Raw genomic sequence first — 22704 nt, 5'->3', positions numbered from 1 at the left:
GGAGAAACCTATGTCGTTCAACGTTAAATCTCGGCTGGCTGATGCGGTGGTCGACTCTGTCCTGGCCAAGCCATCTGGCTCACGCCATGGAATCACTGGGTTCTGGCTCGCATCGCTGGACCGGGTACGCCATGAGCGCATCCTGAGGATCGGCACGCTCCATGGGCGTCACTTCATGCTTGCCGCTGAAATTGATCCGATGGCGACGCACGTGATGGACCGAAAGCGTTTTGATGAGTACGTCGAGCACGAGATGCTCAAACACTCCAAAGACAAGGACTCCTATTCCATAGAAGCTGCTCGCGCCCACGTACAGGAATGCGTCGAGAAAGGGCGTATCGTCGTCGCCTTCCGGAATGCTCGTGCCTTCACTGAAGCATTCAAGAGCAATGGGCGTAACTCAGTCTGGTATGAGGAAGATCAGTGATCTTGAAGCCCAACCCAACAGCCCAAGACCTCACTCCATGCCTGCACACCCCAAGGTACGCATGACACCCATCAGCCGTGCCCATTGCCTCTCGAACACAGTGGCGGAAGCGGAGTCGAACAATCGGTTGTGCTGGATCAGGCAGAAAAGCCTACGTGATAGCAGCCAGTGGATTGGTAGCGAATCCGCTGATTGATCGCGTCCATGCTGAAGTCAAACAGTTCACCATCCTTGAGATCGATGAACTGACCGGCAAGGAAGAGGCCGTGTTCGATCGTTTCCACCAGCTGGCCATCGTCGATCCGGTAGAGGTGTGCGTGATTCCCATAGGAGTCCTTGATGGCCGCGAACAACGCGGAAAGGTTCTCGCTGAATTCCTCATCGAATACCTCCTCGGAGGTCACACCCTTCGGCAGGTTGTAGGCCGTGGGGCGCAGCAAGGTAATCCCGTCCGGCACCACGATGTCCTCCTCCAGTGCGTAGACCATCGGGCAGCTGCCACGGGTTTCGAGCATCCATTCCAGAAGCCTGTCCAACCCCTCCGCGTCAACGGTCATCAGCGCCACGTCACCGTCCTCGTCCGGCCGGCTCTTCACCCAGTCGATCGCTTCGATGGCGGCCAGGCCCTGGCCCCCGTCCAGCCAGGGCAGGAGATCCAGCAGGGAACAACCCTGGAATCCCTCCGCCACGAGGCTGTCGATGTTGCGGGTGCTGGTGGTGAGCTGGTCGAGCCACCGCTGGGCCACTGGATGGAGATCGGTCATGGGGCGGCCTGGGGCGAGGGGGCGCGCATTCCAACCTGCCCTTACAGTTGCAGTGGCACTGTTGCTGCTTTGGTTGGAGAGGTTCGGGCTGGTCCCAGGGATTGATCAGATCAAGGCCCAGGCCGCTGAAGTCGATCACGTTGCGGGTGGCCAGTTGGGCGCCCTGGGCCAGGGCGGTGGCGGCGATCACCTCATCGGCTCGCCATACCAGTGGGCGGCCTCCCGGTGGAAGGCCAGCACGCGATCGCCAAGCAGGGCCGTCACCAACGCTTGCCAGCTCTCCAGCAGGGCCTGTTTGCGGCGACCCTCCGGCAGCCGGATGAGGCCGTGCAGGATCTCCGCTTCGTTCATCGCCGTGATGCCCACCTCCGCGGGAACGAGACCATCCGCCCAGGCCAGCACCGCCGGCTCCGGCTGGGGCCGCATCAGCTCGGCGATCACATGGGTGTCGAGAACGATCACGTTGGCTCCTCGGTGAACACGGCGGCCCCCGCCATGGAAACCCGCGCGGGCAGATCCAGTTCCACGCCACCGAGGTCGGCGAAGTGGGCGTGGATGCGGCTCCCCAGACCTGGGCTGTCAGAGCCAGCGGGTTGCGGCAGCACCGCCTGGCGAAGGATCCTCCTGGCCTCCTCTTCCATTGAGTGACCGTGGCGGGCGGCCTGCAGGCGCAGCCGGGCCTTGGTGGCGTCGTCGAGGTTGCGGATCGTGAGGCTTGACATCACGAGGTCCGCGCAGGCCATGCTGTCAGTGCTTGCAACGCTAGCTCTGGCGGTCAGCTTCGAGCGGTGGGTCTTGGCACAGCCTGAACGCGCCCCGTTCAGCGCAGCAGGACCACCGCCAGCAGTCCCCAGACCAGGCCGAGCACATGCATGGCGAGGGGGACGGGCTCGTGTGGCGGGTAGGACGCCAGCAGGCGCGTGCGGCAGAGTTCCTGCTGGGCCAGGAACAGGGCGCAGACCAGTCCCACCGCGTAAACCACCAGCACCCCGAGGTGTTCGAGGGTTTCCGCCATGGCGTCCTGCCCCTGCCCGCTCAGGTGCTGGGCCAGGTGGAAGATCTGGCTGGGCAGCTCGGCGCTGAGCATGAACACGAAGAACAGGGCCACCCCTTGGCGCCCCAGGCGAGCGATCTGCGCGACTGACGGGTGCGCCATCGTTTCGGAGCATGGGTTGTGAAGTCTGACCCTGACTGCCCCAGGCCTGTGCAGCGGTTCGTCCCCCGGTGGTGGCGAGGCGGAACACAGCGGGGGTACAGCAGCCTTCAGGACTTGGGTCCCAACAGCTCGGCCAGGTAGCTGGAAAGGCGGAACCCGGCCGGATGGGAGTAGACGATGTCGGCAATCTTCCAGGTGCCAGCAGGGCCGCGCACCAGCTGATAGCGCAGCTGCTGGGGCGCCTCCGAGGGGCGGTTGCGCAGGCCGGCCTGCACCGCCACCCGGGCTTCCAGCCCACCGCCGGATAGGGCGGTGCAGCCCAGCACCTTGGCGCCGAAGGTCGACACCTGGGTGCCGCTGAACAGATCGAAGTCGACAAATCGGCCGCTGGCCGGATCGAGCCCGTAGGCGCGCCGCAGCTTCTGGTACAGCCCAGGGGTGAAGCGGCCTTGCTGGCTCTTGATCTCGGTCGGACCGGGACGCTCCTGCCCTGCCACATGCCAGCGGTAGAGGCCATCCAGCTGGGCCTTCACGGGAGCCGGGCAGGGGGCGATCGCCCCGGCCAGCAACAGCGGCATCAGCTGGGGCAGGGGCATGACGGCGTGCCGGTGTTGCATTGAATCCTGGCAGTGGGGGGCGAGCAGGGGGAGGGCTTTGGGCCTCCGGCGCACGATGCGCAGCCGTGGGTTCCATGCTCCGCCACGCAGGTCTTGACGCGAGGATGGACCTCCCCGACCCCTCCCAGATCCGCCATGTCTGCCCTGGCCCTGCCGCCTACGACGGCCTATCCCAGCGATCCAAAGGCCCTGGAGCGGGACCGGCTGGATGAGATCTATCTGGAGCTGCGCGGCAACTACAAGAGCCTGATGATCAGCCGCGGCATCCACCGAAGTCGGGCTGAACGCCAGGGTGAGCAACTGCGCGAGCTGAGCCAGCGGCTGCGAGCCCTGGCAATGCGGGAGGCGAGCGTCAAGGCGGAGGCCTACGCGATGCTCGAGATCGTCACCGATGTGGTGGAGCATCTGGAGGACGCGGGCGATGAGGTGAGCGTCGCCTTCGGCGAGTATCAGCTGGGCCGGCGGGCGTACAGCGGCGGCGGCGGCATCGCCAGACTGGTCCAGGCGGTGATCCGTTTCCTGAACCGCTGGCGGCTCGGCAAGGAGCGGTTCGAAGAGCTGTCGGCCCGGCAGCAGGCCCTCCGGGGCGCCCTTGAGACCAACGCCGAGCAGGACGATGGGCAGGATCGCTGAGGCGTTGCGCAGCAATCTGCGCGAGCTGGCCCAGGCGGATGCCCGGTTGCTGCGGGAACTGGATGGGGCGCTGCCGGCCGATGGGCTGGAAGAGCTCACCATCAAGCAGCTCAAGGAGCACTGCCGCCAGCGGGGGATCAAGGGCACCAGTGGCCTGCGCAAGGCTGACCTGATCCGCCGGCTACGGGCAGGGCCATCGGCACCAGCCGCCCTGCGGGAAAGCAAACCGATGGGGCTGGAGGCCCGCCTGGATCGCATGGAGGCCCTGCTACTGCGCATCGCTGCCCACCTGGGGGTGGAGTGAAGCGTCATCGGAGGCGAGCCGCCTTGTTCGATGTCGATGGATTCCGAATGGCCGCGACTGAGGCACGCTGGAACGGCGAACGAGGAAGCGGGTGGCCATTCAGGCCAGAGCCAGTGAGACCACCAGCGCCATCAATGACATCGTCCTGCTGCGCAAGGTGCTGCAGCGCGCCGGTGAGAAGCTGGGACTGGCGGCCCAGGACATGGCCCAGGCGATCGGCAGGACCCGAACGTTCCTGATCCGGCACTGGCTGGAGACTGCCAACCGCCACCCCGGCTGGAAACCCTGCAGCAACTGCAACATCCGGAGCAGCAGGGGAACTGGTGCAGTCTCTCGATGGGATGCGCGGGCGGCCGTGAGCCGGGCGGGCGCCACAGGTTGATCCCACGGCCATCACCCGGCTGGACGAGGCGGTGGTGCCGTGCGGCGCGATCAGCGGCTACGTGTTCCCGAGCACCCCCTTGGATCAGGTGGATGTGTGGCTGGAAAGCCATGCCGAAGCCGTGGCCTTCCGATGCATGGATGACAACAGCGAAGGACAGTTCCAGCGGGCGCCATTTGATGTGAATGGCGACTTGCCGGAACCTTGTATCTCCATCCCTGGCCATGATCTGCGCTCAGCCCTGCCGCCCCATGTCCTTCCGCTTCCGCCGCAGCGCCCGCCTCGGCCCCCTGCGCTTCAACTTCGCCGGCAGCGGCCTCAGCTCCATCTCGGTGGGGGGCCGCGGGGCGTCGTTCAACATCCCGGTGGCCCGCTCCGGTGGCGCCCGCACCACCGTGGGACTGCCGGGCACCGGGCTGAGCTGGAGCGTCGAGCACGGCCCCGCTGCGGGCCTGCCCAACAGCCGCCGCCTGCGGCCCGGCCAGCTGGACGCCTTCCAGCAGGAGTGCCTGGGCCTGCTGCAGGAGCAGCTGTTCGCGGCCGGCACCCAAGGCCACCGGCTCTGGGAATACAACCTGATCACCCGCCTGCTGGCCGATCCCGCCATCGGCATCCGCACCCAGGGCCTGCTGGCCGTGATCGAAACGCCGGAAGCGCTGCAGGCCTACCTGCTCCGCGCCCGCAGCCAGGATGACGTCAAGCGCCGGTCCCATCGCTGCGTGGAGGCGGTGCAGGCGGCGGCGCGTCTGGCGAACGCCCGGGGCTGGCTCAGCGACCAAGCCGGCGGATAGATCACCCCCCCAGCACCCCCCGCACAAACCGATCACTCCATGCCACCGCCGTGGCCCAGTTCTCCGCCTCGCTCAGCCCCGAGCTGCGGGTGGGCTTGAAGCTGTGGTCGCCGCTAGGCAGCCACTCCACCTGCACCTGTGGCGAGAGGCTGTAGGTCTCCACCTCCTCGCGGCGGCCGAACGTGTCCCTCTCCCCCTGCAGGATCAGGGTGGGCGTGCGCAGGGCGGCCAGGTGCTCGGTGCGCAGCTGCAGCGGCTTGCCGGGCGGGTGGAAGGGATAGCCCAGGCACAGGCAGCCCCGCACCCCGTCGCTGGCGGCCAGTTCATCCACCAGCAGGCTGGCCACCCGCCCGCCCATTGACTTGCCGCCGATGAACAGGGGCCGCTGCGGGCGCTCGCCCGTCTCCAGCCGCACCTGCTGGCGGAACGCCTCCTGCAGCACCGGCATCCGCTCGGGCCCCTGGCGGCGGCCCGTTTCGCGCATCCGGGCCATGTAGCCGAACTCGAAGCGCACCACCCGCCAGCCCACCGCGGCCAGGCCGCCGGCGATCGCCGCCATGAACGGGCTGTCCATCGGTGCCCCGGCCCCATGGGCCAGCAGCACGGTGGCCGGCGCGTCGTCGGGGCCGTCGATCAGGCGGGGGTCGGAGCTGGCGCCCATACAGTCAGACCATGACACGCCGGATCGACCACGCGCTGCGTCGCGCTTCACGGCTGGGGGCCATGGGGGCCCTCCTGCTGTTGGCGCCCGGATCGGCGTTGGTGCCCGGATCGGCATGGGCCGATGGACGCGGATCCACCCCGTTGCTCCGCCTCGACGGCATCGGCCCGTTGCGTCTCGGCATGACCCGAGCCGAAGCCGTCGCCACCGGCTGGCTCTCCGATCCGGGCCCCGGTTGTGAGCTCGGCGGGCCGCCGCTGCCTGTCGTCTACAAGCTCAAAGGGCCCAAGGCGCCGGCAGGCATCGTCGGCACGGCCCAGTTCGAACGGGGCACGTTGCGGGTCTTCGCCTTCACGGCCGGGGTGCGGACGACGTTCGGCGTTGCCATTCCCGGCGGCACCGTGAACGATCTGCTCAAGCGCGCCCGCGCCGCCGGCCTGTCCGCCACCTCGGTCTACGACGAGACCTTCGCCGGGCGGTTCGTCACGGTGAACCGGGGCGGCAAGCAGGTGCTCGGTGCGTTTGCCGAAAAGAGCGCGATCGCCACGATCGCGGTGCCCTTCGTGCCTGTCTGCGAATAGGGGCGAACCTGCGGGCGGAGGGCAGGGGCGATTGGCGGCTTCAGGGAATCAACAGTTTCCTGTAATCGCCGCTCATGGTGGTCGCAACAGCAGCCCGGATGGCTTGCGTGGCCCGGCGAATCCTTGGCCAGCTGGTGGTGGTCAGGACCAGGATCGCGATGCTGCGGTCCTGGAGGTTCTGCTGATAACGAAGGTTGGTATCGGTCGTGATCAGCAGCTCGTAACCCTCCTGCTCCGCCAGCCGGATCAGTTCGCCATTGGTGACGGTGGACCAGCCCAGCTCGTAGGCCGTGGCCACGACGTGGCCTTCCAGATACCTGCGCAGGGGAACCGGTGTCCCCTGATCGAACAGGATCCGCATTCAGACCACCGTCGCCGCCGTGCTCCGGGCGACATGCTCCAGAACTAGACGGGCCTGCGCGACGCTGACGCCAGGAAAGAGCTCGACGAACTCCTCAAGGGAAACGCCGTCTTCCAGATTTTCGAACAGGGCCGCCACCGGAATCCGGGAGCCGCGAAACACCCAGGCACCACTAACGCGCAGTGGATCGTGCTCCACGGCTGAACAATCCGCCCAGTCCAGATCCGATCCAGTGGCCATGGGTCCAGCCGGCAGCCGACGTCTTCAGGGTAAACAGCTCGCCCGTGGGTGGTCGTGGCGCGGCTGTCTCTTCACGGCAGCTCCAGCCAATCGCGCAGGGTCAGATCCAGAGGGTCATGCCGTCCAGTCGTTCCCCCCTGGCACCAGAATCCGAGAGCCTGCCTTCCAACCATGGGCGCGATCCTGCTCACCGTTGTCACTGTGCTGCTCGGCTACGGCCTGGGTAAGGGCGTGCCCCGCCTGGTGCAGGGCTCGGGCCGCCTGGCGCGCCGCTCGCGCTTCAGCCAGCTGGCCTTCGGGTGCCTTCTGCTCGTTCCCTGGCTGGTGGGCATCGCCCTGGTGGTGCAGATCCCCCTGAACCTCGGGCTGCTGCTGCCGGCGATCGGCTATGCGGCCGGCATGGTCTGGGGCCGCCGCAAGGTGGGGTTGTAAGCGGGCGCCACCAGCCCCTCACTCCATCCCATGGCAATAGGCCATGGGCTTGTCCTATTGGTTCTTCCCTGTAGCGATGGCCATGCGTGCCGTGAGCGTCAGTGGCCTCAAGAACAATCCGTCTGAGGCCCTGCGCCAGGCCAAGACGGACATCGTCGTGGTGCTCAACCGCGACCATCCCGACGCGCTGCTGATGGGCCTCGACCAGCAAGGTCTCCTGCAGGCGCCGGGAGTCAGGCCAGCCCTGGCCACGGCCCTCATCCGCGAAGGCGAGCTCTCCCTGGCCAGGGCCGCCCGCGTGGCCGACATGGACACCGCCACCTTCATCGCCCATCTCTCGCGCCTCGGCATCGCGGCGATCCGCCTGACGGAAGCCGAAAGCCGCGCCGATCTCGACACCCTGGAGCAGTGGCTGCAATCGTCATCAGCGACGCCAGCCCCCTGATCGGCCTGGCCCAGGTCAACGGGATCGACTGGTTGCGCGAGCTGTTCGGAACCTTGCTCCTCCCCGCCACCGTGGCCGATGGGGTGCTCACCGGCAGGTTCACCGATCAGGAAGCCAGGATCACCGCCGCGGTTGAGGCCGGTTGGCTGACGATCACGCCGGACCCTGCTGGGGGTCCGGCGTTGCCCGACCTCGACGAAGGCGAAGCGGCCGGCATCCGCCTGGCCCTCTCCAGACCCGGACCGGTGCTGCTGTTGATCGATGAACGGGCCGGCAGGGCCGTTGCCCACGAGCTCGGCCTGAAGGTTGCCGGCACCGCCGCGGTCATCGGCTTGGCCCGTCTGCGGGGCCTGATTCCTTCGGCCCGGGAAGTGTTTGATGCGCTGCACAACAGTGATTTCCGCATCGCTCCGGCCGTGATCACCACCGTTCTGAAGCGCTGTGGCGAGATCGACGACGACTCCGTCAGCTGAACCCTCACCGCGGCAACTGCGATTCCAGCTCCCGCAGCCGCCCTTCGAGGGCCTCGATCCGCTCCAGGTAGGTGAGGGCCAGGGCCATCCCGGAGACGTTGAGGCCGAAGTCGTCGCGCAGGCGGGCGGCGCGGCGGGCCAGGCGCACCGTGCGCACATGGAAGGTCCAGACGGGCGCATGCTGGGCGCAGCGGAACACCCCGAACTGCACCAGTTCGATCACTTCCTCGTGGCCCAGCCCGGAGGCGGCCAGCAACTCCTCGAGGGCGACGGTGCACCCCTCGTCGTCGTCGGGAATCAGCAGGTCGTCAGCCATCGGTGGGGGGGGCTTCGAGGTGGTGGCGGGGGCTGAAGGCGGAGGCTTCGGCGAGTTCGCGGTACAGCGCCTGCTCCCGTTCGCCGATCGTTTCGGGCAGCACGATCTGAATCACACCGTAGAGATCGCCCGCCCCTTCGCGCCGGTGGGGCAGGCCCTTGCCGGCCAGGCGCAGCTTCTGGCCGCTGCGCATCCCCGGCTTCAGGGTCACCGCGACCGGGCCATCGAGGCTCGGCACGCTGATCTCGGCCCCCAGGGCGGCCTCCCAGGGGGCGATCGGCAGCTCCAGGTAGAGGTCGTGTCCCACGGCCCTGAAGCGGGGATGGGGCGCCAGCCGCACCTCCAGGTAGAGATCCCCGGGGGCGCCGCCGGCGATGCCGTCGCCGCCCTTGCCGGGTACCCGCAGCCGCTCCCCTTCCACCACGCCGCGGGGCACCCGGATCCGGCCGCTGCGGCTCTGCTTCTCCACCCGGCCATCAGCTCCCAGCACCGGAACGCTGAGCGAGAACGCCACCTCGGTGCCATGGGCGGCCTGCTCCAGGGTCAGCTCGGTGGCCACCTCCACGTCCTGGCCGCGGATCGGGAACGCGGCCCCCTGCCCCCGGGGGCCGCCGGCGCCACCAAAGCCCCCGCCACCGAAGCCGCCTGCGCCCCGGCCGAAGCCCATCTGCTCGAACAGGTCGGCCAGGTCCACCTCCTGCTGACGGCCGCCGCCGCGCGAGAAGCGGGTTTCCCACTCCGGCGAAGGATGGAACTCATCGCCGGGACGGTGGCGGCCGAGGTCGTCGTAGGCCTGGCGTTTCTCCGGATCCGAGAGGGTCTGATAGGCCTCGCTGATCTCCTTGAACGTCTCTTCGGCGCCCTCCTCCTTGGCCACGTCGGGGTGGTACTGGCGCGCCAGTTTTCGGTAGGCCTTCTTGATCTCCTCGGCGCTGGCGCCTCGCTCCACCCCCAGGCTGGCGTAGTAGTCCTTGAACTTCATCGCAGCGTCCCTGCCCGGTGCCCGGGATCGGGGCCATCCTCCTATGCCCCCGCTGATCGCCCCGGCGGCGATGGTCTTTCTCCATGCCTCGGTGGGCCACGCCAAGCGATCCGGGGGCGATGCGGGTGCCCCGCCGCCTGGAAGCGGCTGACGGCCGGTTCCAGGCGGCGACGAACCACGCCCTGACGCGTCCGGTGTTCCCTTGGCGAGGGTGAAAAAAAGGGGGCCCAGCCCCCTTTCTGATCTTCAGCACTCTTGCGGGATGGGGCTGGGGATCATTCCTTGATCTTTGCGATCTCGGCCTTGGCCCGCTCCAGCACCTCGCCTTTGATCGGCACGTAGCCCAGTTCGGCGGCTGTGGCCTGGGGTCCCTCCTGCAGGGCCCAGGTCAGGAACGTGCGCACGGCCTCCGCCTTTTCTTTCCCCTGTCCGCTCTGGTAGGCGAGGATCCAGGTGAAGGCGGCGATCGGGAAGCTGTCGGCACCGGCGGGATTGCATTCTTCCCCACCCAGACGCTCATCAAGCTTGATTCCGTTCAGGGCGGCAGCACCACTTTCCCCAGTGGCGAGCACAAAGTTGCCGGCCTTGTTCTGGAGCTTGGCGGGTTTGATCAAGCCTTGCACGTAGGCCTGGTTCAGGTAGCCGAGGGACCCTGGGGTGTTGCTGATCAAACCGGCTACGCCTTCATTACCCTTGCCACCCACGCCAACAGGCCACTGCACGGCTTTGCCCTTGCCGACTTTCTCTTCCCACTCCTTGGAAAAACAGGACAGGGAGTTGGTGAACACGTAGGTGGTGCCGGACCCGTCAGAGCGGTGGGCCACCGTGAGGGGCCTGTCAGGACAGCCAAGCTGCTTCCAGTTGGTGATCTTGCCGAGGAAGATGTCGGCGAGCTGGGCCTGCGTGAGCTTCAGATCGGGACAGTCAGGATTGTTGTAGGCCGGGGTCACCGTGCCGCCGAGCATGGGGATCTGAACGGCGCCACGCTCACCAGCGGCACCTTTCTTGAAATCCTCCTCGGAGAGCTGCTCATCCGTGGCGCCGAAATCAACAGACCCGGCCAGGAACTGGCGCACACCGGCGCCGGAACCCACCGACTGGTAATTCATCTTGTTTCCGGTTTCCGAGGCAAAATCGCCGCCCCAGCGTTGGTAGGCCGCGGCCGGGAAGGTGGCTCCCGCCCCACTGATGGAGGGCAGCGATTTGCTGCCGCCTCCCCCCCCGCCACCGCAGGATGTGGCCACCAGGCCAATCAGGGCGATGGAGGCCGGTGCGGCAAGGCGCACAGACCGGCTGCGCAGGGAGATCGAAACCATTCGGCGATGCATGGAAAGGCCTCCTGACAGCCTCCACTCCTAAGCGACGCGCTCAGGAATGTCTTTATGGAAACATTATGGTCACCACCCAGGCGGGGCTCGGTCGTCTTCCGGCAGGCGTCGACGGGGCCGTCAGGCTTACCTCCGCTGCCCTGGGGTATCCCTAGTCGGTCGCCTGCTCCTCCTCCTCCTCCTCCTGCGGCAGGGGCGGCAGGGGCGGGGGCGGCGGCAGCACCTCCAGCCCGGGTGGGTTGGGCGCGGTGTCGGGGCCGATCAGATCCACGGCGGTGCGCTGCATCACCAGCCGGAAGCGCAGGGGGGCCTGGGTGCGGTTGATGAACTCCTGCACGGCGGCCACCTGTTTGGGCGTGGGCAGCTCCGGATCGGTCACCCGCACCCGGGCCCGGATCAGCGGAGGGTTCCGCTGCCAGTCGATGTTCAGGCCCACCATGTCGATGGCCGGATCGCCGCCGAGGGTGATGGTGCTGCTGCGCAGACGCTGCTCGATGGCGGCCTCCAGCTGCTGGGCCTTGTTCTCCTGCCGGGTCTGGTTCACCAGCCGGAAGAAGCTGCTGCCCAGGGGGATCACCAGCAGGGCGGTGAGGGCGACGCTGGTGAGGCCCAGGCGGCTGTGGAACAGCCGGCGCCGGTACACCTTCTCAAGGGTTCCGAGGGACGCCATCGCCCCCACCATGATCCCGAGCAGGTTGGTGGCGAACAGCAGCAGCGCCCCGTAGGCCTGCGCCCAGTCGGCGGAGGACAGCAGGATCCCCACCACGCACATGGGGGGCACCAGGGCCACGGCGATGGCCAGGCCGGCCAGGGCCGAGATGGCGTCCTTGCGCAGCTTGGCGTACATCGCCACCGCCCCGGCCACCAGGGCCACCCCCAGATCCAGCAGGTTGGGGCTGGTGCGGTTCATCACCTCGCTGCCGAAGCTCGGAAACGCCACCAGATGGCCCACCGCCATCGCCAGCAGCACGCAGATCACCACCCCGAGCAGCAGGGTGCGCAGGGCCCGCAGGAACATCGGCAGGCGCCCCCGCAGGATCTCGAAGGCCATCGCCTGCAGCGGCATGATCCACGGGGCCACCACCATGGCGCCGATCACCACCCCGGGGCTGTTGGCCAGCAGGCCCAGGCTGGCGATCAGGGTGGCGCCCACGGTGAGCACCACGAACACCTGGCTGAAGCTGGCGTCGTGTTCGAACTCCTGCTGCAGGGCGGCCAGACGCTCGTCGGCCGCAGGGGCGGGGGGGGAGGTCATGGCCGTGGCGGACTGTCGCACCGGACCCCATCCTGATGGCCCGCCGAGATACGTTCCAGAGCCACGCCATCCCGTTCCCCTTTCGATGACACGGTGGAGGCCGGGACCGGCCACCCTCTGGCCGCTGGCCCTGGCGCTGCTTGTGCCCTCGGCGGCCCGGGCCGACAGCTGGCCCTACCAGCGGCTGGTCGAGGCCTTCGAGCAGCGCGGCTTCCGTGTGCTCGGCAGCCATCCCCGCTGCGCCGAGCGGGGCCTGTACGGGCTCTACCTGCGCGAGAGCCGCCGCATCGTGGTCTGTCCCCGCGGCAACCTCGCCGACACCCTGCTGCATGAGGGGTGGCACGGGGTCCAGTCCCGCTGTCTGCGGGGCGCCCCGTTCCTGGGCGAGGACGACCTGCGCCGGGGCCTGAGTCGGCGCGACCAGCGCGATCTGGCCAGGCTCTATGCAGGGGAGCGCTGGCAGCGGGAGGCCGAGGCCCGGGTGATGGCCCGCCGGGACCCGTCCGATTACTTTCGCCTCGTGGACGAGCTCTGCGGTTCAGCCGCTCCCCCACCGGCCGTCCCGCCGGCCCCGGTTTCTCCGGCCGGCGCGCCTCAGGGCCAGGCGGTGAAGCGCACTGGCTCATAGCGGGCGATCGACACCCCCCAGCCCCGGATCGCAAGGGCTCCCAGCTCGGTGTGGAACGCGGCGGTGCTGCCGCCGCCGACCCAGCGGGCCTTGAGCCGGGGCAGCTGCTCCTGCAGGGCCTCCAGCGGCAGCTCCACCAGCAGCAGGCTGCTGTCTCCGGCGGCGCGCCGCAGGGGTCCCTCCTCGCTGCGCTGCCAGAGGCGCAGCAGCAGTTCGAGCACCAGGGTGCGGCCGTCGTCGCCGGGATCCGGGGCCTCCGCCGCCGCCACGGCCAGCGACTTGCCGTTCAGGGGCAGGGCCCGGGTCCCCTCCTGCTCCAGCAGGGCCAGCGCCACCAGGTAGGGAGCCTCCGCCATGACCATCTCTCGTACAGAACCCCCAGCCTGCTGGATCTCCTGTAGGAATGGATTCAGATGGTGATCGGGCCTTGGGCCATGCCGACGTCACGGTGGTGGTCGTTCCGCGTGAACGGTTCAGCTATGCGCTGCGATCGCTGGATTCCATCGAACGGAACACCGACCCTCCGTATGAGCTGATCGTCATCGACGGGAACTCCCCCCCCGACCTGGCCGCGGCGTTGCAGCGGCGGGCGGCGGAGGGGAACGTCCGCCTGATCCGCAGCGAGCAGCACCTCTCCCCCAATGCCGCCCGCAACCTGGCCCTGCCCCACGTCACGACGCCCTATCTGGTCTTCATCGACAACGACGTGATCGTCAGGCCCGGCTGGCTGCAGGCTCTGGTGGCCTGCGCCGAGCGCCACGGCTGCACGGCCGTCTGCCCCCTGACGTTCGAAGATGAGGCCTTCAGCGTCGTCCACCACGCCGGCGGGCAGCTGGTCTGGAAGTCCATGCCCAACGGGCGCCGCTGGCTGACCGAACGGCGTCCCTGGAACCATCTGCCGCTGGCCAAGGTGAACCAGCCCCTGGTGGCCGGTCCGACCGAACTCAACGAATTCCACTGTGTCCTGGTGCGTACCGATTTCTTCACCCGGCACGGACCCCTGGACGAAGCCCTGCTGAGCATGGCCGAGGAGACGGATTTCTCGATTGCCGTTGCCAGCAGTGGAGGGTCGATGTTCTTCGAGCCCGCCAGCCAGGTCAGCTACATCCCGCCATCGCCCGACCAGCTGCTCCCCTCCGATCTGCCGTACTTCCAGCGGCGCTGGTCCAGCGACTGGGCCCGCCGGAGCGTGGCCCACATGGCGGAGAAGCACCAGCTGGATGCCACGGCCCCGGTGTGCCGGCACTGGCTGCGCTTCGTGTTCCAGCACCGCCATGTCTGCGCCACCGGATCCCGCACGATGCCGGCGCTGTCGATCCTCTTCGGCGACTACGGCACCACCCTCAACAGGCGGGAGAAGCTGGATCAGGTGCTCCGCCAGCTGTCCCCCGCTCCCGTCCGCGAACGCTGAGCGATCCGGCCAGCCCCCGGTGACCGTCGACAACCCCGGGACGGCCGGCGAGCATGGGTCTTCGTGGGCCCGTCCCACGCCCCCCGCCCCGGAGCCATGGACAGCGTCGACGGCAAGATCATCGTGGGCAGCGAGGAGTGGTGCAGCTTCCCGGACGCCGGGCTGCCGGCGATCAAGGCCCGGGTCGATTCCGGTGCGGCCACCTCCGCCCTCCACGCCATCAACATCGTTCCCTTCGAGCGGGACGGCCAGCCCTGGGTGAGCTTCGAGGTGCACCCCCTGCAGGGCGATCGGGTCGTGGTGGTGCGCCATGAGGCCCCCGTGGTGGCCCGGCGTGAGGTGCGCAACACCAGCGGCGTTCCGGAGAGCCGCTACGTGATCCGGGAGCGGCTGGTGCTCGGCGAGCAGAGCTGGGAAGTGGAGCTGACGCTCGCCAACCGGGATGCCATGGGCTACCGGATGCTGCTCGGCCGGCAGGCGATGGTGGGCCGGATCCTGGTGGATCCGGAGGGCAGCCAGCACCTGCGCAGCCTCAGCGCCGAGGAGAGCCGGGCCCTCTATGCCCACGTCCGCCCGCGCGATGCCGGCCTGCGGATCGTGCTGCTGGCCAGCAACCCCGATCTCTACAGCAACCGCCGCCTGATCGAGGCCGGCGAGGAACGGGGGCACCACATGCAGTTCCTCAACATTCGCCAGTGCTACATCCGCCTGGATCCCCGCAACCCGGAGGTCCACTACCGCGGCGGCGACGTGCTCGGCACGGTGGATGCGGTCATCCCCCGCATCCGCCCCAGCGTCACCTTCTACGGCTGCGCCGTGACGCGGCAGTTCGAGTCGATGGGGGTGCCGTCCCTCAACAGTGCCCAGGCGATCACGGCCTCCCGCGACAAGCTGTTCGCCTCCCAGGAATTCGTGCGCGCCGGACTCAACACCCCCGTGACGGGGTTCGCCGATTCCCCCCTCGACACCGTCGACCTGATCCGCATGGTGGGCGGCGCCCCCCTGATCGTGAAGCTGCTGGAGGGGGCCCAGGGCAAGGGCGTGGTGCTCGCCGAAACCCAGAAGGCGGCCGAGAGCGTCATCAATGCCCTCCAGAGCCTTGACGCCAACCTGCTGGTCCAGGAGTTCATCAAGGAGGCCGGCGGCACGGACCTGCGCTGCTTCGTGGTCGGCGGCAAGGTGGTGGCCGCCATCGAGCGCACGGCCGCCGAGGGGGAGTTCCGGGCCAACCTGCACCAGGGGGGAACGGCCCGGACCGTGCAGCTCGATGCCCCCGAGAAACAGATGGCCGTCAAGGCCTGCAAGGCCCTGGGGCTGGATGTGGCCGGTGTCGACATCCTGCGCTCCCACCGCGGTCCCCTGCTGCTGGAGGTGAACTCCAGCCCGGGGCTCGAGGGGATCGAGACCGCCACCGGCCTGGATCTGGCCGGCAAGATGATCCGCCAGCTGGAACGCAAGCTCGGCTGGGGCCGCTCCACGGGGCCGGAGGGCGTCAAAGAGGCCCAGCCCCTGGCCCCTGCATGAGCACCGTCCCATCGGCCTACCTGGAGCTGGAGGCCGTCGAGGCCTGGCTGGGGCCCCGCCGCGTCTTCGAGGACCTCTCCCTGCGGCTGCACCGCGGCGAGAACACCGTGGTGCTGGGCCCCAACGGCTCCGGCAAGAGCTCGCTGGTGAAGCTGCTCAGCCGCGAGCTCTACCCCGTGGTGAAGCCCGGCTCCTGCCTGCGGATCTTCGGCAGCGAAACGGTGAACCTCTGGCAGCTGCGCAGCCGCATCGGCCTGGTGTCCCAGGACCTCCACGCCGCCTACGTCGGCCGGGTTCCCGCCGACGATGTGGTGCTCTCCGGTTTCTTCGGCTCCGTGGGCATCGGCCGCAGCCAGGTGGCCACCGGTGCCCAGCGCCGGCGCGTGGCCGAGCTGATGGAGCAGCTGGGGCTGGCCGATCTGGCCGGGCACCCCTACGGCCAGCTCTCCGAGGGCCAGCGGCGCCGCCTGCTGCTGGCCCGGGCCCTGGTGCACGGCCCCGAGGTGCTGGTGCTGGATGAACCCACCAATGGTCTGGATCTGAAGGCGAAACACCAGTTGCTGGCGATCCTGCGCGGCCTGGCCCGCGCCGGCACCACCCTGCTGCTGGTGACCCACCAGATCGAGGCGGTGCTTCCCGAGATCCGCCGCTGCGTGCTGCTGCGGGAGGGCCGGGTGGTGGGCGACGGCCCCAGCGACGCTCTCCTGCAGGACGCCCCCCTCAGCGCCCTGTTCGCCACCCCCCTGCGGGTGTGCGAGGCGAACGGTTACCGCCAGGTGCTGCCGGCGGACTGAGCCGCCATCATGCGGGACATGTGCCGCGGCTTCCGGGTGCCCCTTCTGCTCCGACCGCTGCTGGCGTTCCTGATCGCCTGCCTGCTGCCGCTGCTGGGCCTGTCCCCGGCGGCGCTCTCCGCCGGCCAGGGGGCCCCCGCCGCCGGCGCGGGCCGGAACACCTATGTGCCCCTGGCCAGCCAGCCGTTCCACGGCCAGCTGCTGGAGCTGAAGCAGCAATGGACCGATGCCCCCCTCAACCAGGTGGTGGGGGACAGCCCCAGGGCCACCCTGCTCAACTTCTACGTGGTGATGGCCCAGGTGAGCCGCGACATCGCCCGGATCGAGGCCAGGGCGGCGGCCACACCCGGGCTGTTCTGGTCGAGCGCCGTGCGCCGGGAACTGGCGCTGATCAACAGCTACTTCGAGGAGGCGGTGAAGGCCCTGGATGTGTCGGAGATTCCCCAGAGCATCCGGGCGGATTTCGCCGATGAATATGCCCTCAAGCTCAAGGTGATCCTCGATTACGTCTTCACCCACAGCCGCAAGCCTTTCGAGATCCCTGATGCGGCCGGGATGAAGGCCCTGAACGGGGAACGGGTGAATCCCGGCGCCAGCTGGACCATCCCGGGCACCTCCATCACCCTCACGGACGAGGGGACGGAAGAGGGCCGTGATCGCGGCTACCGGTTCTCGGCGTCCACGGTGGCCCAGATCCCCGGTCTCTACGAGGAGATCAGGACGCAGCGAGCCCCCTCCGACGGCCCTGCCGGCCTGCTGACGCCGGCCATCTATGACGCCTTCAGCCTCAGACCCGGCCATATCCTGCCGCCCAAGTGGTACCTGAGCCTCCCCGAGGGCCTGCGCCGCAACGTGCTGGAGACCCATCTCTGGGACCAGACCGTGTTCCAGATCGGGCTGGGGCTGGCGGTGATGGCGGCCTTCGCCCTGGTGCAGTTCCGGCTGGTGCTGGCCCTGCTGGGCACCTATCGGATGACCGAACGGTCCGCCCGGAGGAGCCTCACCCCCATGGAGATCTGGCGACTGGACAACATCGCCTGGCACCGGGTGCTGCTGGCGGGGGTGGCCCTGCCCATCACCCGTCTGGTGGAACTGGTGCTCGATCAGGACGTCAACGTCACCGGCCTGCCGCTGCAGGTGCTGATGTATCTGCTCTACACGCTGTACTTCACCTGGGCCGGGTTGTTCAGCTTCTTCCTGATGGAAGCCCTGGGCCGCAGCCTGGCGGAGTGGATCACGATCCTGCGAGGACGGCGCAACGCCCTGCAGCTGAGCCGGGTCAGCAACCTGGTGATGCCCGTCTGCCGGGTGCTGGGCGCCGTCATCGGCATCTCCCTGATGTACCGGCTGCTGATCCTGCTGGGCCTGCCGGCCTCCACCGTGCTGGCCTTCTCCGCCGTGCCCGGGCTGGCCATCGGTCTCGGCGCCTCGAAGCTGCTGGGCAACCTGTTCGCCGGGCTGTCGATCCAGACCGACCGTCCCCTGCGGGTGGGGGAGTTCTGCCGCATCGGCAGCAACCTCGGCTATGTCACCAAGATCGGGCTGCGGTCCCTGGAACTGCAGACCCACGAGAGCCGCATCACCATCCCCAACTCGGTCGTCGATGAGGAGACGATCGTCAACTACTCCCTGCGCTCGGGTCAGGCGCAGGATGCGGTGCTGCACGTCTTCGAGCTGCACCTGCCCCTGCCGGCGCAGCTCACGCCCGATCAGCTGGACGACCTGGTGCATTTCGGCCGTCTCTATCTCACCGATCTGCCGGGACTGTCCGCCGCCCAGGTGTTCCTCGACCAGGCGACGGACGACGGGGACCTGCTGCTGCGCTGCTGCGGACAGATCCACGCCCCCAGCTGGACCGACTACCTCACCCTGCGGGAGGCGGTGCTGCTGCGACTGCGCCAGATCCTCGATCAGGTGATCCGCTCCCGCATGGTGATCGGCGTGGCCTACACCACCAGCCCCGAACAGCTCCAGCGCATCCCGGAGCTGATCGCCTCCCTGTTCGCGCGCGAGCCCCTGGCGGCCTTCCGGGCCTGTCGCCTGATGGCCATCAGCGACTTCAGCTACGACTTCACCTACGACTACCGCTCTGCCCAGCCCACCTACGCCGCGTTCAAGGACGAGGTGGCCCGCCTCAACCGGGCCCTGCTGGCCCTGTTCGCCGCCGAGGGGATCGAAATCCCCTACCCCACCCAGGCGGAGGTCCAGATCGATGCCTGAGCTGACGCTCCAGACCCAGGCGGGCTGCGGCCTGGCGATCGGCGCCTATCCCCGCTTCCGCTACGACGCCCGCGGCGGCGGCGGGCTGGGGGTGCTCGCCGCGCCGGATCCCGCCGGCACCGGCACCCTCCACTTTGCTCCCACCGGCCTGAGCATCCCGCCGCTCGACGGGCGCTCCACCCGCTTCCTGGGTCTGCCGTTGCCCCCCGGACTGGCGATCACGATCCACCCCGAGCGACTCGAGGGCCGCCTCGACGGCGCCACCGGGGCGATGGCGCTGGAGTTCGCCGCCCGCTTCCGCTTCGCCATCGGCAGCCTTTACCGCGCCCCCGACCTGATCGTCGCCACCACGCTCGTCACCGGCCCGGTGCAGGGCCGCCGCCACCGGGCCAGCGGCCAGCCCCTCGACGGCGACGGTCGGGCGGTGCTGGTGGGCGTGGCCACCATCGCCCCCAGCGGCGATCGCTGGCTGGACCGCTTTCTGGGGTTGCCGGATGAGGCCCTGGCCCTGCTGCGCTGCCGCCTGGTGCCGCTGGCGACGGACGTCCAGGACTTACCTTGACCCCCTCTCCCGTCCCGGTCCGCCATGCACCCCCTGCCGTTGCATCTCGGCCCGGGCAGTGACCTGCGCGCCAGCCTTGAGCAGCTGGCGATCAACGCCGGCGCCTCCGGGTTCGTGCTCGGCGTGGTGGGTGACCTCTCCCAGGCGGCCTTCCAGTGTCCGGGCCTGGAGGAACCCACCGTGCTGCAGGGACACCTGGAGATCATCACCCTGCAGGGCACCGTGGCGCCCCAGGGGGTGCATCTGCACCTGAGTCTCTCCGACGGCGACTGCCAGGTGTGGGGCGGCCACCTCGAGCACGGCAGCCTGGTGCTCAGGGGTGCCGACCTGCTGGTGGGGTTCCTGCCGGAGGCCGGAGCCCCCCGGGATCCCTCGGTGGCCGTGGCGGCCGCGGCGGCCCGCCCCAGCGCTCCCGCCGCCCCGTCCCATCCCCGGGTGGAGATCGCCGTCCGCAGCGGCTGCCCCTACTCGGCACGGGCCCTGCGCATGCTGCGCACCCTCGGCATCCCCCATGAGGTCCAGCTCGCCGATGATGCGGCGGCGCGGGCGGCGGTGGCCAAGCGCAGCGGCCTGGCCTCCATGCCCCAGGTGTTCATCGATGGCGAGCCCATCGGCGGCTACGACGCCCTGGCCGATCGTCACGGCCGCGGTGAGCTCGACCACCTGCGCTGAGGGGCTGACCCCCCGCCCCGGCCCGGCCTAGGTTCAACACCAGAGACGCGACTGTCATGGCTGCCCGCCTCGCCATCGGCCCGGTGGACGTGAGTCCGGAGGTGCGCGAGTGGGTGGATGCTGAAACCCTGCAGCGCCTGGTGTCCCGGCACCGCCGGGGCGACTGGGGCGTGGTGGATGCCCGCGACGCCCGTGACAACACCATCGCCGCCTACCGGCAGCAGGGATCCCTGCGCAGCGTCTTTGATCTCGGTCAGGGACTGCAGGTGTGGATCCTCACCCATGGTCTCGGCACCGACCAGCTCCATACCCTGGTGCTGCTGCCCAGCGACGAGTAGCCCCGGGGGGTTGGGGCGGTTCCAGGCGGATTTCAGCGTTTTCCCCGTGGTCATGTCTTCAGAATTTCTTTCGTCAGCTTGTGTTGCCTCCCCTCTGGACGCTGCCACCGGATGTTGTACAAGGGTCAGAAAGGTGGTGGGAAGACAGGTGACCATCGAGCTCCCGCAGCCCAGGCGCCAGAACCGCCCATCGGGGGAAGCACGACCGTCCGCCACGGGCTGGTCTCCGGCCGACGAGCTGGCCGCCCTTGAAACCGTCTGGGCCAGCCTCTGCCAGGACGCGGCGAGCCCCGCCCCGTCCCTGCAACTGCCGGTCCTTTCCCGCTCCAGCCTCAGCCGTGACGCGGATCGGCGGCCCCTGCGCCAGGTCCAGCGCCGCGGCAACGATGCCGACCGCAACGATGCCGACCGGATCGCCTCCTGAGGAGGGGCGTGCGCTGGCGCCTGCGTTTTCTTTCGCAATCTTTCGTGGTGCAGGCGTCATCCTTCGTGGTGAAGGAATGTATGGATCCTTTTCCTGGCACTGAGCGCTGTAACGATTCTGGCTGAATTCAGGGGAATCCGCTGAGAATCGCAGCTTGACATCGTCGGCGGGCACGGCCTTCCGGGGAACCACGTCCCGCTGTTCCCCCGCACCGGTTCCTGTCTGAATCCGCCAGGTGGGCCGCCCCCGGCGATGCTCCTCCCTCTGCCCTTTGCCCTGTTTCCCCCATGGCCCTGGTCCAAGCCCCGTCCCTTGGCATCGAGCGTTTCGCCGATGACCGCAACAAGGAGAACTGGTCAAAAGCCTCCCAGCAGGATCGTGACGCCATCATCCGCCTGGTGTATCAGCAGGTGCTGGGCCAGCAGTATGTGATGCAGAGCGAGCGCCTCACCGGTGCCGAATCCCTGTTCCGCAACGGTTATCTCACCGTGCAGGAATTCGTGCGCACCCTCGCCAGGAGCGGTCTGTATCGCTCCCGCTTCTTCGAGAACTGCAATCCCTACCGCTTCATCGAACTCAACCACAAGCATCTCCTCGGCCGGGCTCCCCACAACAAGGCGGAGATGCTGCACCACTTCACGATCCTGCAGGAGCAGGGCTACGACGCCGAGATCGATTCCTATATCGACAGCCCCGAGTACCAGGAGCGCTTCGGCTCCGACGTGGTGCCCTATCTGCACGGCTGGGACTACTCCGCCGGCCACCAGGGGCAGCAGTTCTCCTGGCTGATGCAGCTGGCCGGCGGGGCGGCGGCGTCGGTGAAGGGAGACAGCGCCGGCACCCGCTTCAAGCTGGGCCGGGCCCTGCACCAGGACCGGGCCGTGACGGTGACGGTCCTGCGTCCCCGCTTCAGCGGTGAATCCTTCTTCCAGGCCAACCTGGCCCAGGGCGGAGCCAGCGTCGATGGTCCGATCTCCCGCAGCGGCCAGAGCACCGATCCCGCCCGCGGCCACCGCGAGGAGGCCCTGGTGGTGTCGGCCGGGGTGCGTGGCACCAGCTCCCCCAGCGGCCGGGTGGCCACCATCACCGCCACCGGGCTGGTGAACAACGCCGTGGTGCGCAGCGGTGCCTATGTGATGCGGGTGCCCTACAGCCGCATGAACGAGGCCCTGCAGCGGGTGCAGCGTCTCGGCGGCCGGGTGGTGCGCGTCAGCGTCAACTGAGGTCCTGTGGCGGGGGGTCAGGGCCGCAGGTCCACCCCCCGCCCGGCCAGCAGCTGGCGGCAGGCCATCAGGGCCGAGAGGCTCACCCCGGCCGTGCCCTCGCCCGGGTGGATGGCATCGCCGCACAGCCACAGCCCCGTCAGGGGGGTGCGGCTGGCCAGGCCGAAGGGCCCGAAGCGGCTGGGGTGCTGGCCCAGGCCGCCCACATAGCCCCAGGGCCTGCCGGTCCAGCCGGCAAAGCCCCGGGGGGTGGCCAGCTCCCCGTGCAGCCAGTCGGCGGGCCCCACCCCCAGCAGCCGCTCCAGGCCCCCCTGGATGGCGGCCATCGCCTGCTGCTTCTGCGCCTGATAGGCGGCCTCGTCCCCGCCGAACCAGGGGCGGGCCGGGGTGAACACGCTGGCGATCACCGTGGCGCGCCCGGCGGGCGCCCGACCGTCCCCCTCCTGGCTGACCGACACGAACAGGGAGCCGGGGTCAGGGGCCTCCAGCTGCAGGTGGCTGGGGCACCCCGGCGGCAGCCGGTCCCGCTCGACGGCTCCGTAGAACACCAGGGCACCGCTGGGTTCGCTCAGGGCCTCGAGCCGCCGCCGGTAGCCGGCGGGGAGCGCATCCCCGAGCAGGGCCGGCAGGGTCTGGGGAGGCAGGCTGACGACCACCGCGGGGGCGCTGAGGTGGAACGCCTCCCCCGCTGGGTTCCTGGCGCCGGGGGGGCCACCGCCACGCCGGCCCGCGATCCGCCACTCGCCCCCGGGCCGCTCCT

At 69.0% G+C, this 22704-nt stretch carries 32 protein-coding genes and 2 pseudogenes; 20 read left to right on the top strand and 14 right to left on the bottom strand.

The window, feature by feature from the left end; translation table 11 throughout:
* Window positions 1-10: 10 nt before the first annotated feature.
* On the top strand, window positions 11-427 hold the full coding sequence (locus KBY81_RS04110; protein ID WP_254975704.1) for a hypothetical protein: 417 nt from the start codon (window positions 11-13) through the stop codon (window positions 425-427).
* Between the two features lie 137 nt (window positions 428-564).
* On the opposite strand, the gene KBY81_RS04105 is transcribed toward KBY81_RS04110, so the two are convergent.
* The 5 genes from KBY81_RS04105 to KBY81_RS04085 form a co-directional block, all read right to left on the bottom strand.
* Complete coding sequence (locus KBY81_RS04105) at window positions 565-1191, bottom strand: hypothetical protein (RefSeq protein WP_254975703.1); 627 nt, start codon at window positions 1189-1191, stop codon at window positions 565-567.
* Window positions 1192-1377: 186 nt separating this feature from the next.
* The gene (locus KBY81_RS04100; RefSeq protein ID WP_254975702.1) at window positions 1378-1653 is read right to left on the bottom strand and encodes a PIN domain-containing protein; all 276 of its coding nucleotides are present in this window, start codon (window positions 1651-1653) and stop codon (window positions 1378-1380) included.
* Window positions 1650-1934, bottom strand: coding sequence for a FitA-like ribbon-helix-helix domain-containing protein (locus KBY81_RS04095; RefSeq protein ID WP_254975701.1), 285 nt, complete (start codon window positions 1932-1934; stop codon window positions 1650-1652). The genes KBY81_RS04100 and KBY81_RS04095 overlap by 4 nt, the downstream gene beginning before the upstream one ends.
* 77 nt (window positions 1935-2011) lie before the next feature.
* The gene (locus KBY81_RS04090) at window positions 2012-2347 is read right to left on the bottom strand and encodes a hypothetical protein (protein WP_254975700.1); all 336 of its coding nucleotides are present in this window, start codon (window positions 2345-2347) and stop codon (window positions 2012-2014) included.
* Between the two features lie 107 nt (window positions 2348-2454).
* Window positions 2455-2943, bottom strand: a complete 489-nt coding sequence (locus KBY81_RS04085) for a hypothetical protein (RefSeq protein ID WP_254975699.1) — start codon at window positions 2941-2943, stop codon at window positions 2455-2457.
* Between the two features lie 156 nt (window positions 2944-3099).
* Here KBY81_RS04085 and KBY81_RS04080 point away from each other — a divergent pair, with 156 nt between their 5' ends.
* The 4 genes from KBY81_RS04080 (at window position 3100) to KBY81_RS04065 (ending at window position 5074) form a co-directional block, all read left to right on the top strand.
* The gene (locus KBY81_RS04080; protein WP_254975698.1) at window positions 3100-3597 is read left to right on the top strand and encodes a hypothetical protein; all 498 of its coding nucleotides are present in this window, start codon (window positions 3100-3102) and stop codon (window positions 3595-3597) included.
* A 4-nt stretch (window positions 3598-3601) separates the two neighbouring features.
* Complete coding sequence (locus KBY81_RS04075; RefSeq protein WP_254975697.1) at window positions 3602-3901, top strand: Rho termination factor N-terminal domain-containing protein; 300 nt, start codon at window positions 3602-3604, stop codon at window positions 3899-3901.
* Window positions 3902-3992: 91 nt separating this feature from the next.
* Window positions 3993-4283, top strand: coding sequence for a hypothetical protein (locus KBY81_RS04070; RefSeq protein WP_254975696.1), 291 nt, complete (start codon window positions 3993-3995; stop codon window positions 4281-4283).
* 251 nt (window positions 4284-4534) lie between these two features.
* Window positions 4535-5074 carry a DUF4236 domain-containing protein gene (locus tag KBY81_RS04065; RefSeq protein ID WP_254975695.1) on the top strand — a complete coding sequence of 180 codons (540 nt, stop codon included), beginning with the start codon at window positions 4535-4537 and terminating at the stop codon, window positions 5072-5074.
* A gap of 1 nt (window position 5075) precedes the next feature.
* Here the strand turns inward: KBY81_RS04065 and KBY81_RS04060 are convergent, their stop codons facing one another.
* On the bottom strand, window positions 5076-5735 hold the full coding sequence (locus KBY81_RS04060; RefSeq protein WP_254975694.1) for an alpha/beta family hydrolase: 660 nt from the start codon (window positions 5733-5735) through the stop codon (window positions 5076-5078).
* A 62-nt stretch (window positions 5736-5797) separates the two neighbouring features.
* On the opposite strand from KBY81_RS04060, the gene KBY81_RS04055 reads away from it, so the two are divergent.
* A complete protein-coding gene (locus KBY81_RS04055; protein WP_254975693.1) occupies window positions 5798-6316 on the top strand; it encodes a hypothetical protein in 519 nt (172 codons plus the stop codon).
* A 40-nt stretch (window positions 6317-6356) separates the two neighbouring features.
* Here the strand turns inward: KBY81_RS04055 and KBY81_RS04050 are convergent, their stop codons facing one another.
* Both KBY81_RS04050 and KBY81_RS04045 read right to left on the bottom strand, forming a co-directional pair.
* Window positions 6357-6677 carry a DUF5615 family PIN-like protein gene (locus KBY81_RS04050; RefSeq protein WP_254975692.1) on the bottom strand — a complete coding sequence of 107 codons (321 nt, stop codon included), beginning with the start codon at window positions 6675-6677 and terminating at the stop codon, window positions 6357-6359.
* Entirely contained in the window at window positions 6678-6917 is a 240-nt protein-coding gene (locus tag KBY81_RS04045) for a DUF433 domain-containing protein (protein ID WP_094584985.1), read from the bottom strand. It lies immediately after the preceding gene.
* A 171-nt stretch (window positions 6918-7088) separates the two neighbouring features.
* Here KBY81_RS04045 and KBY81_RS04040 point away from each other — a divergent pair, with 171 nt between their 5' ends.
* The 3 genes from KBY81_RS04040 (at window position 7089) to KBY81_RS04030 (ending at window position 8267) form a co-directional block, all read left to right on the top strand.
* Window positions 7089-7349, top strand: coding sequence for a hypothetical protein (locus KBY81_RS04040; RefSeq protein ID WP_254975691.1), 261 nt, complete (start codon window positions 7089-7091; stop codon window positions 7347-7349).
* A 76-nt stretch (window positions 7350-7425) separates the two neighbouring features.
* Window positions 7426-7794 carry a UPF0175 family protein gene (locus KBY81_RS04035; RefSeq protein ID WP_254975690.1) on the top strand — a complete coding sequence of 123 codons (369 nt, stop codon included), beginning with the start codon at window positions 7426-7428 and terminating at the stop codon, window positions 7792-7794.
* Window positions 7758-8267 (top strand): DUF3368 domain-containing protein, encoded by a 510-nt coding sequence (locus tag KBY81_RS04030; protein ID WP_254975689.1) that lies wholly within the window; start codon window positions 7758-7760, stop codon window positions 8265-8267. The genes KBY81_RS04035 and KBY81_RS04030 overlap by 37 nt, the downstream gene beginning before the upstream one ends.
* Window positions 8268-8271: 4 nt before the next feature.
* Here KBY81_RS04030 and KBY81_RS04025 read toward each other — a convergent pair whose 3' ends face one another.
* The 4 genes from KBY81_RS04025 to KBY81_RS04010 all read right to left on the bottom strand — a co-directional run bounded on the left by KBY81_RS04025 (window position 8272) and on the right by KBY81_RS04010 (window position 12148).
* On the bottom strand, window positions 8272-8583 hold the full coding sequence (locus tag KBY81_RS04025) for a chaperone modulator CbpM (RefSeq protein WP_216910599.1): 312 nt from the start codon (window positions 8581-8583) through the stop codon (window positions 8272-8274).
* Window positions 8576-9565, bottom strand: a complete 990-nt coding sequence (locus KBY81_RS04020) for a DnaJ C-terminal domain-containing protein (RefSeq protein ID WP_254975688.1) — start codon at window positions 9563-9565, stop codon at window positions 8576-8578. The genes KBY81_RS04025 and KBY81_RS04020 overlap by 8 nt, the downstream gene beginning before the upstream one ends.
* Window positions 9566-9840: 275 nt before the next feature.
* Window positions 9841-10881 carry a phosphate ABC transporter substrate-binding protein PstS gene (gene pstS, locus KBY81_RS04015; protein ID WP_254975687.1) on the bottom strand — a complete coding sequence of 347 codons (1041 nt, stop codon included), beginning with the start codon at window positions 10879-10881 and terminating at the stop codon, window positions 9841-9843.
* 163 nt (window positions 10882-11044) lie between these two features.
* The gene (locus KBY81_RS04010) at window positions 11045-12148 is read right to left on the bottom strand and encodes a DUF389 domain-containing protein (RefSeq protein ID WP_254975686.1); all 1104 of its coding nucleotides are present in this window, start codon (window positions 12146-12148) and stop codon (window positions 11045-11047) included.
* 85 nt (window positions 12149-12233) lie between these two features.
* Between KBY81_RS04010 and KBY81_RS04005 the strand changes: the two genes are divergently transcribed.
* Window positions 12234-12776 carry a hypothetical protein gene (locus KBY81_RS04005; protein WP_254975685.1) on the top strand — a complete coding sequence of 181 codons (543 nt, stop codon included), beginning with the start codon at window positions 12234-12236 and terminating at the stop codon, window positions 12774-12776.
* Here the strand turns inward: KBY81_RS04005 and KBY81_RS04000 are convergent.
* Window positions 12743-13132, bottom strand: coding sequence for a hypothetical protein (locus tag KBY81_RS04000; RefSeq protein WP_106221993.1), 390 nt, complete (start codon window positions 13130-13132; stop codon window positions 12743-12745). The two genes, KBY81_RS04005 and KBY81_RS04000, sit on opposite strands and share 34 nt — an antisense overlap.
* Window positions 13133-13203: 71 nt before the next feature.
* Here KBY81_RS04000 and KBY81_RS03995 point away from each other — a divergent pair, with 71 nt between their 5' ends.
* The 10 genes and pseudogenes from KBY81_RS03995 (at window position 13204) to KBY81_RS03955 (ending at window position 21944) form a co-directional block, all read left to right on the top strand.
* Window positions 13204-14187, top strand: a complete 984-nt coding sequence (locus KBY81_RS03995) for a glycosyltransferase family 2 protein (protein ID WP_181280153.1) — start codon at window positions 13204-13206, stop codon at window positions 14185-14187.
* A gap of 96 nt (window positions 14188-14283) precedes the next feature.
* A pseudogene (locus tag KBY81_RS16685) lies at window positions 14284-14685 on the top strand (ATP-dependent zinc protease); the annotation flags it as partial.
* Window positions 14686-14775: 90 nt separating this feature from the next.
* A complete protein-coding gene (gene rimK, locus KBY81_RS03990) occupies window positions 14776-15711 on the top strand; it encodes a 30S ribosomal protein S6--L-glutamate ligase (RefSeq protein ID WP_396103655.1) in 936 nt (311 codons plus the stop codon).
* Window positions 15708-16505 (top strand): ABC transporter ATP-binding protein, encoded by a 798-nt coding sequence (locus KBY81_RS03985; protein ID WP_254975684.1) that lies wholly within the window; start codon window positions 15708-15710, stop codon window positions 16503-16505. Before rimK ends, KBY81_RS03985 begins: the two co-directional genes overlap by 4 nt.
* A 36-nt stretch (window positions 16506-16541) precedes the next feature.
* A complete protein-coding gene (locus KBY81_RS03980) occupies window positions 16542-18725 on the top strand; it encodes a mechanosensitive ion channel family protein (protein ID WP_254975683.1) in 2184 nt (727 codons plus the stop codon).
* Window positions 18718-19287, top strand: coding sequence for a hypothetical protein (locus tag KBY81_RS03975; RefSeq protein WP_254975682.1), 570 nt, complete (start codon window positions 18718-18720; stop codon window positions 19285-19287). The genes KBY81_RS03980 and KBY81_RS03975 overlap by 8 nt, the downstream gene beginning before the upstream one ends.
* Before the next feature lie 24 nt (window positions 19288-19311).
* Window positions 19312-19959, top strand: a complete 648-nt coding sequence (locus KBY81_RS03970; RefSeq protein ID WP_106221852.1) for a PCC domain-containing protein — start codon at window positions 19312-19314, stop codon at window positions 19957-19959.
* Window positions 19960-20015: 56 nt separating this feature from the next.
* Window positions 20016-20297 carry a hypothetical protein gene (locus KBY81_RS03965; protein WP_106221854.1) on the top strand — a complete coding sequence of 94 codons (282 nt, stop codon included), beginning with the start codon at window positions 20016-20018 and terminating at the stop codon, window positions 20295-20297.
* A 148-nt stretch (window positions 20298-20445) separates the two neighbouring features.
* Complete coding sequence (locus tag KBY81_RS03960) at window positions 20446-20721, top strand: hypothetical protein (RefSeq protein WP_254975681.1); 276 nt, start codon at window positions 20446-20448, stop codon at window positions 20719-20721.
* A 287-nt stretch (window positions 20722-21008) separates the two neighbouring features.
* Window positions 21009-21944: a phycobilisome rod-core linker polypeptide gene (locus KBY81_RS03955; RefSeq protein WP_106221858.1), complete on the top strand. Its 936-nt coding sequence runs from the start codon at window positions 21009-21011 to the stop codon at window positions 21942-21944.
* A gap of 17 nt (window positions 21945-21961) precedes the next feature.
* Here KBY81_RS03955 and KBY81_RS03950 read toward each other — a convergent pair.
* A pseudogene (locus KBY81_RS03950) lies at window positions 21962-22704 on the bottom strand (C-3',4' desaturase CrtD); the annotation flags it as partial.

It is taken from the genome of Cyanobium sp. Lug-B (assembly GCF_024345635.1).
Lineage (GTDB): Bacteria > Cyanobacteriota > Cyanobacteriia > PCC-6307 > Cyanobiaceae > Cyanobium > Cyanobium minutissimum.
The sequence above is the reverse complement of the archived record's forward strand: the minus strand, read 5'-3'. Positions and strand labels throughout refer to the sequence as shown.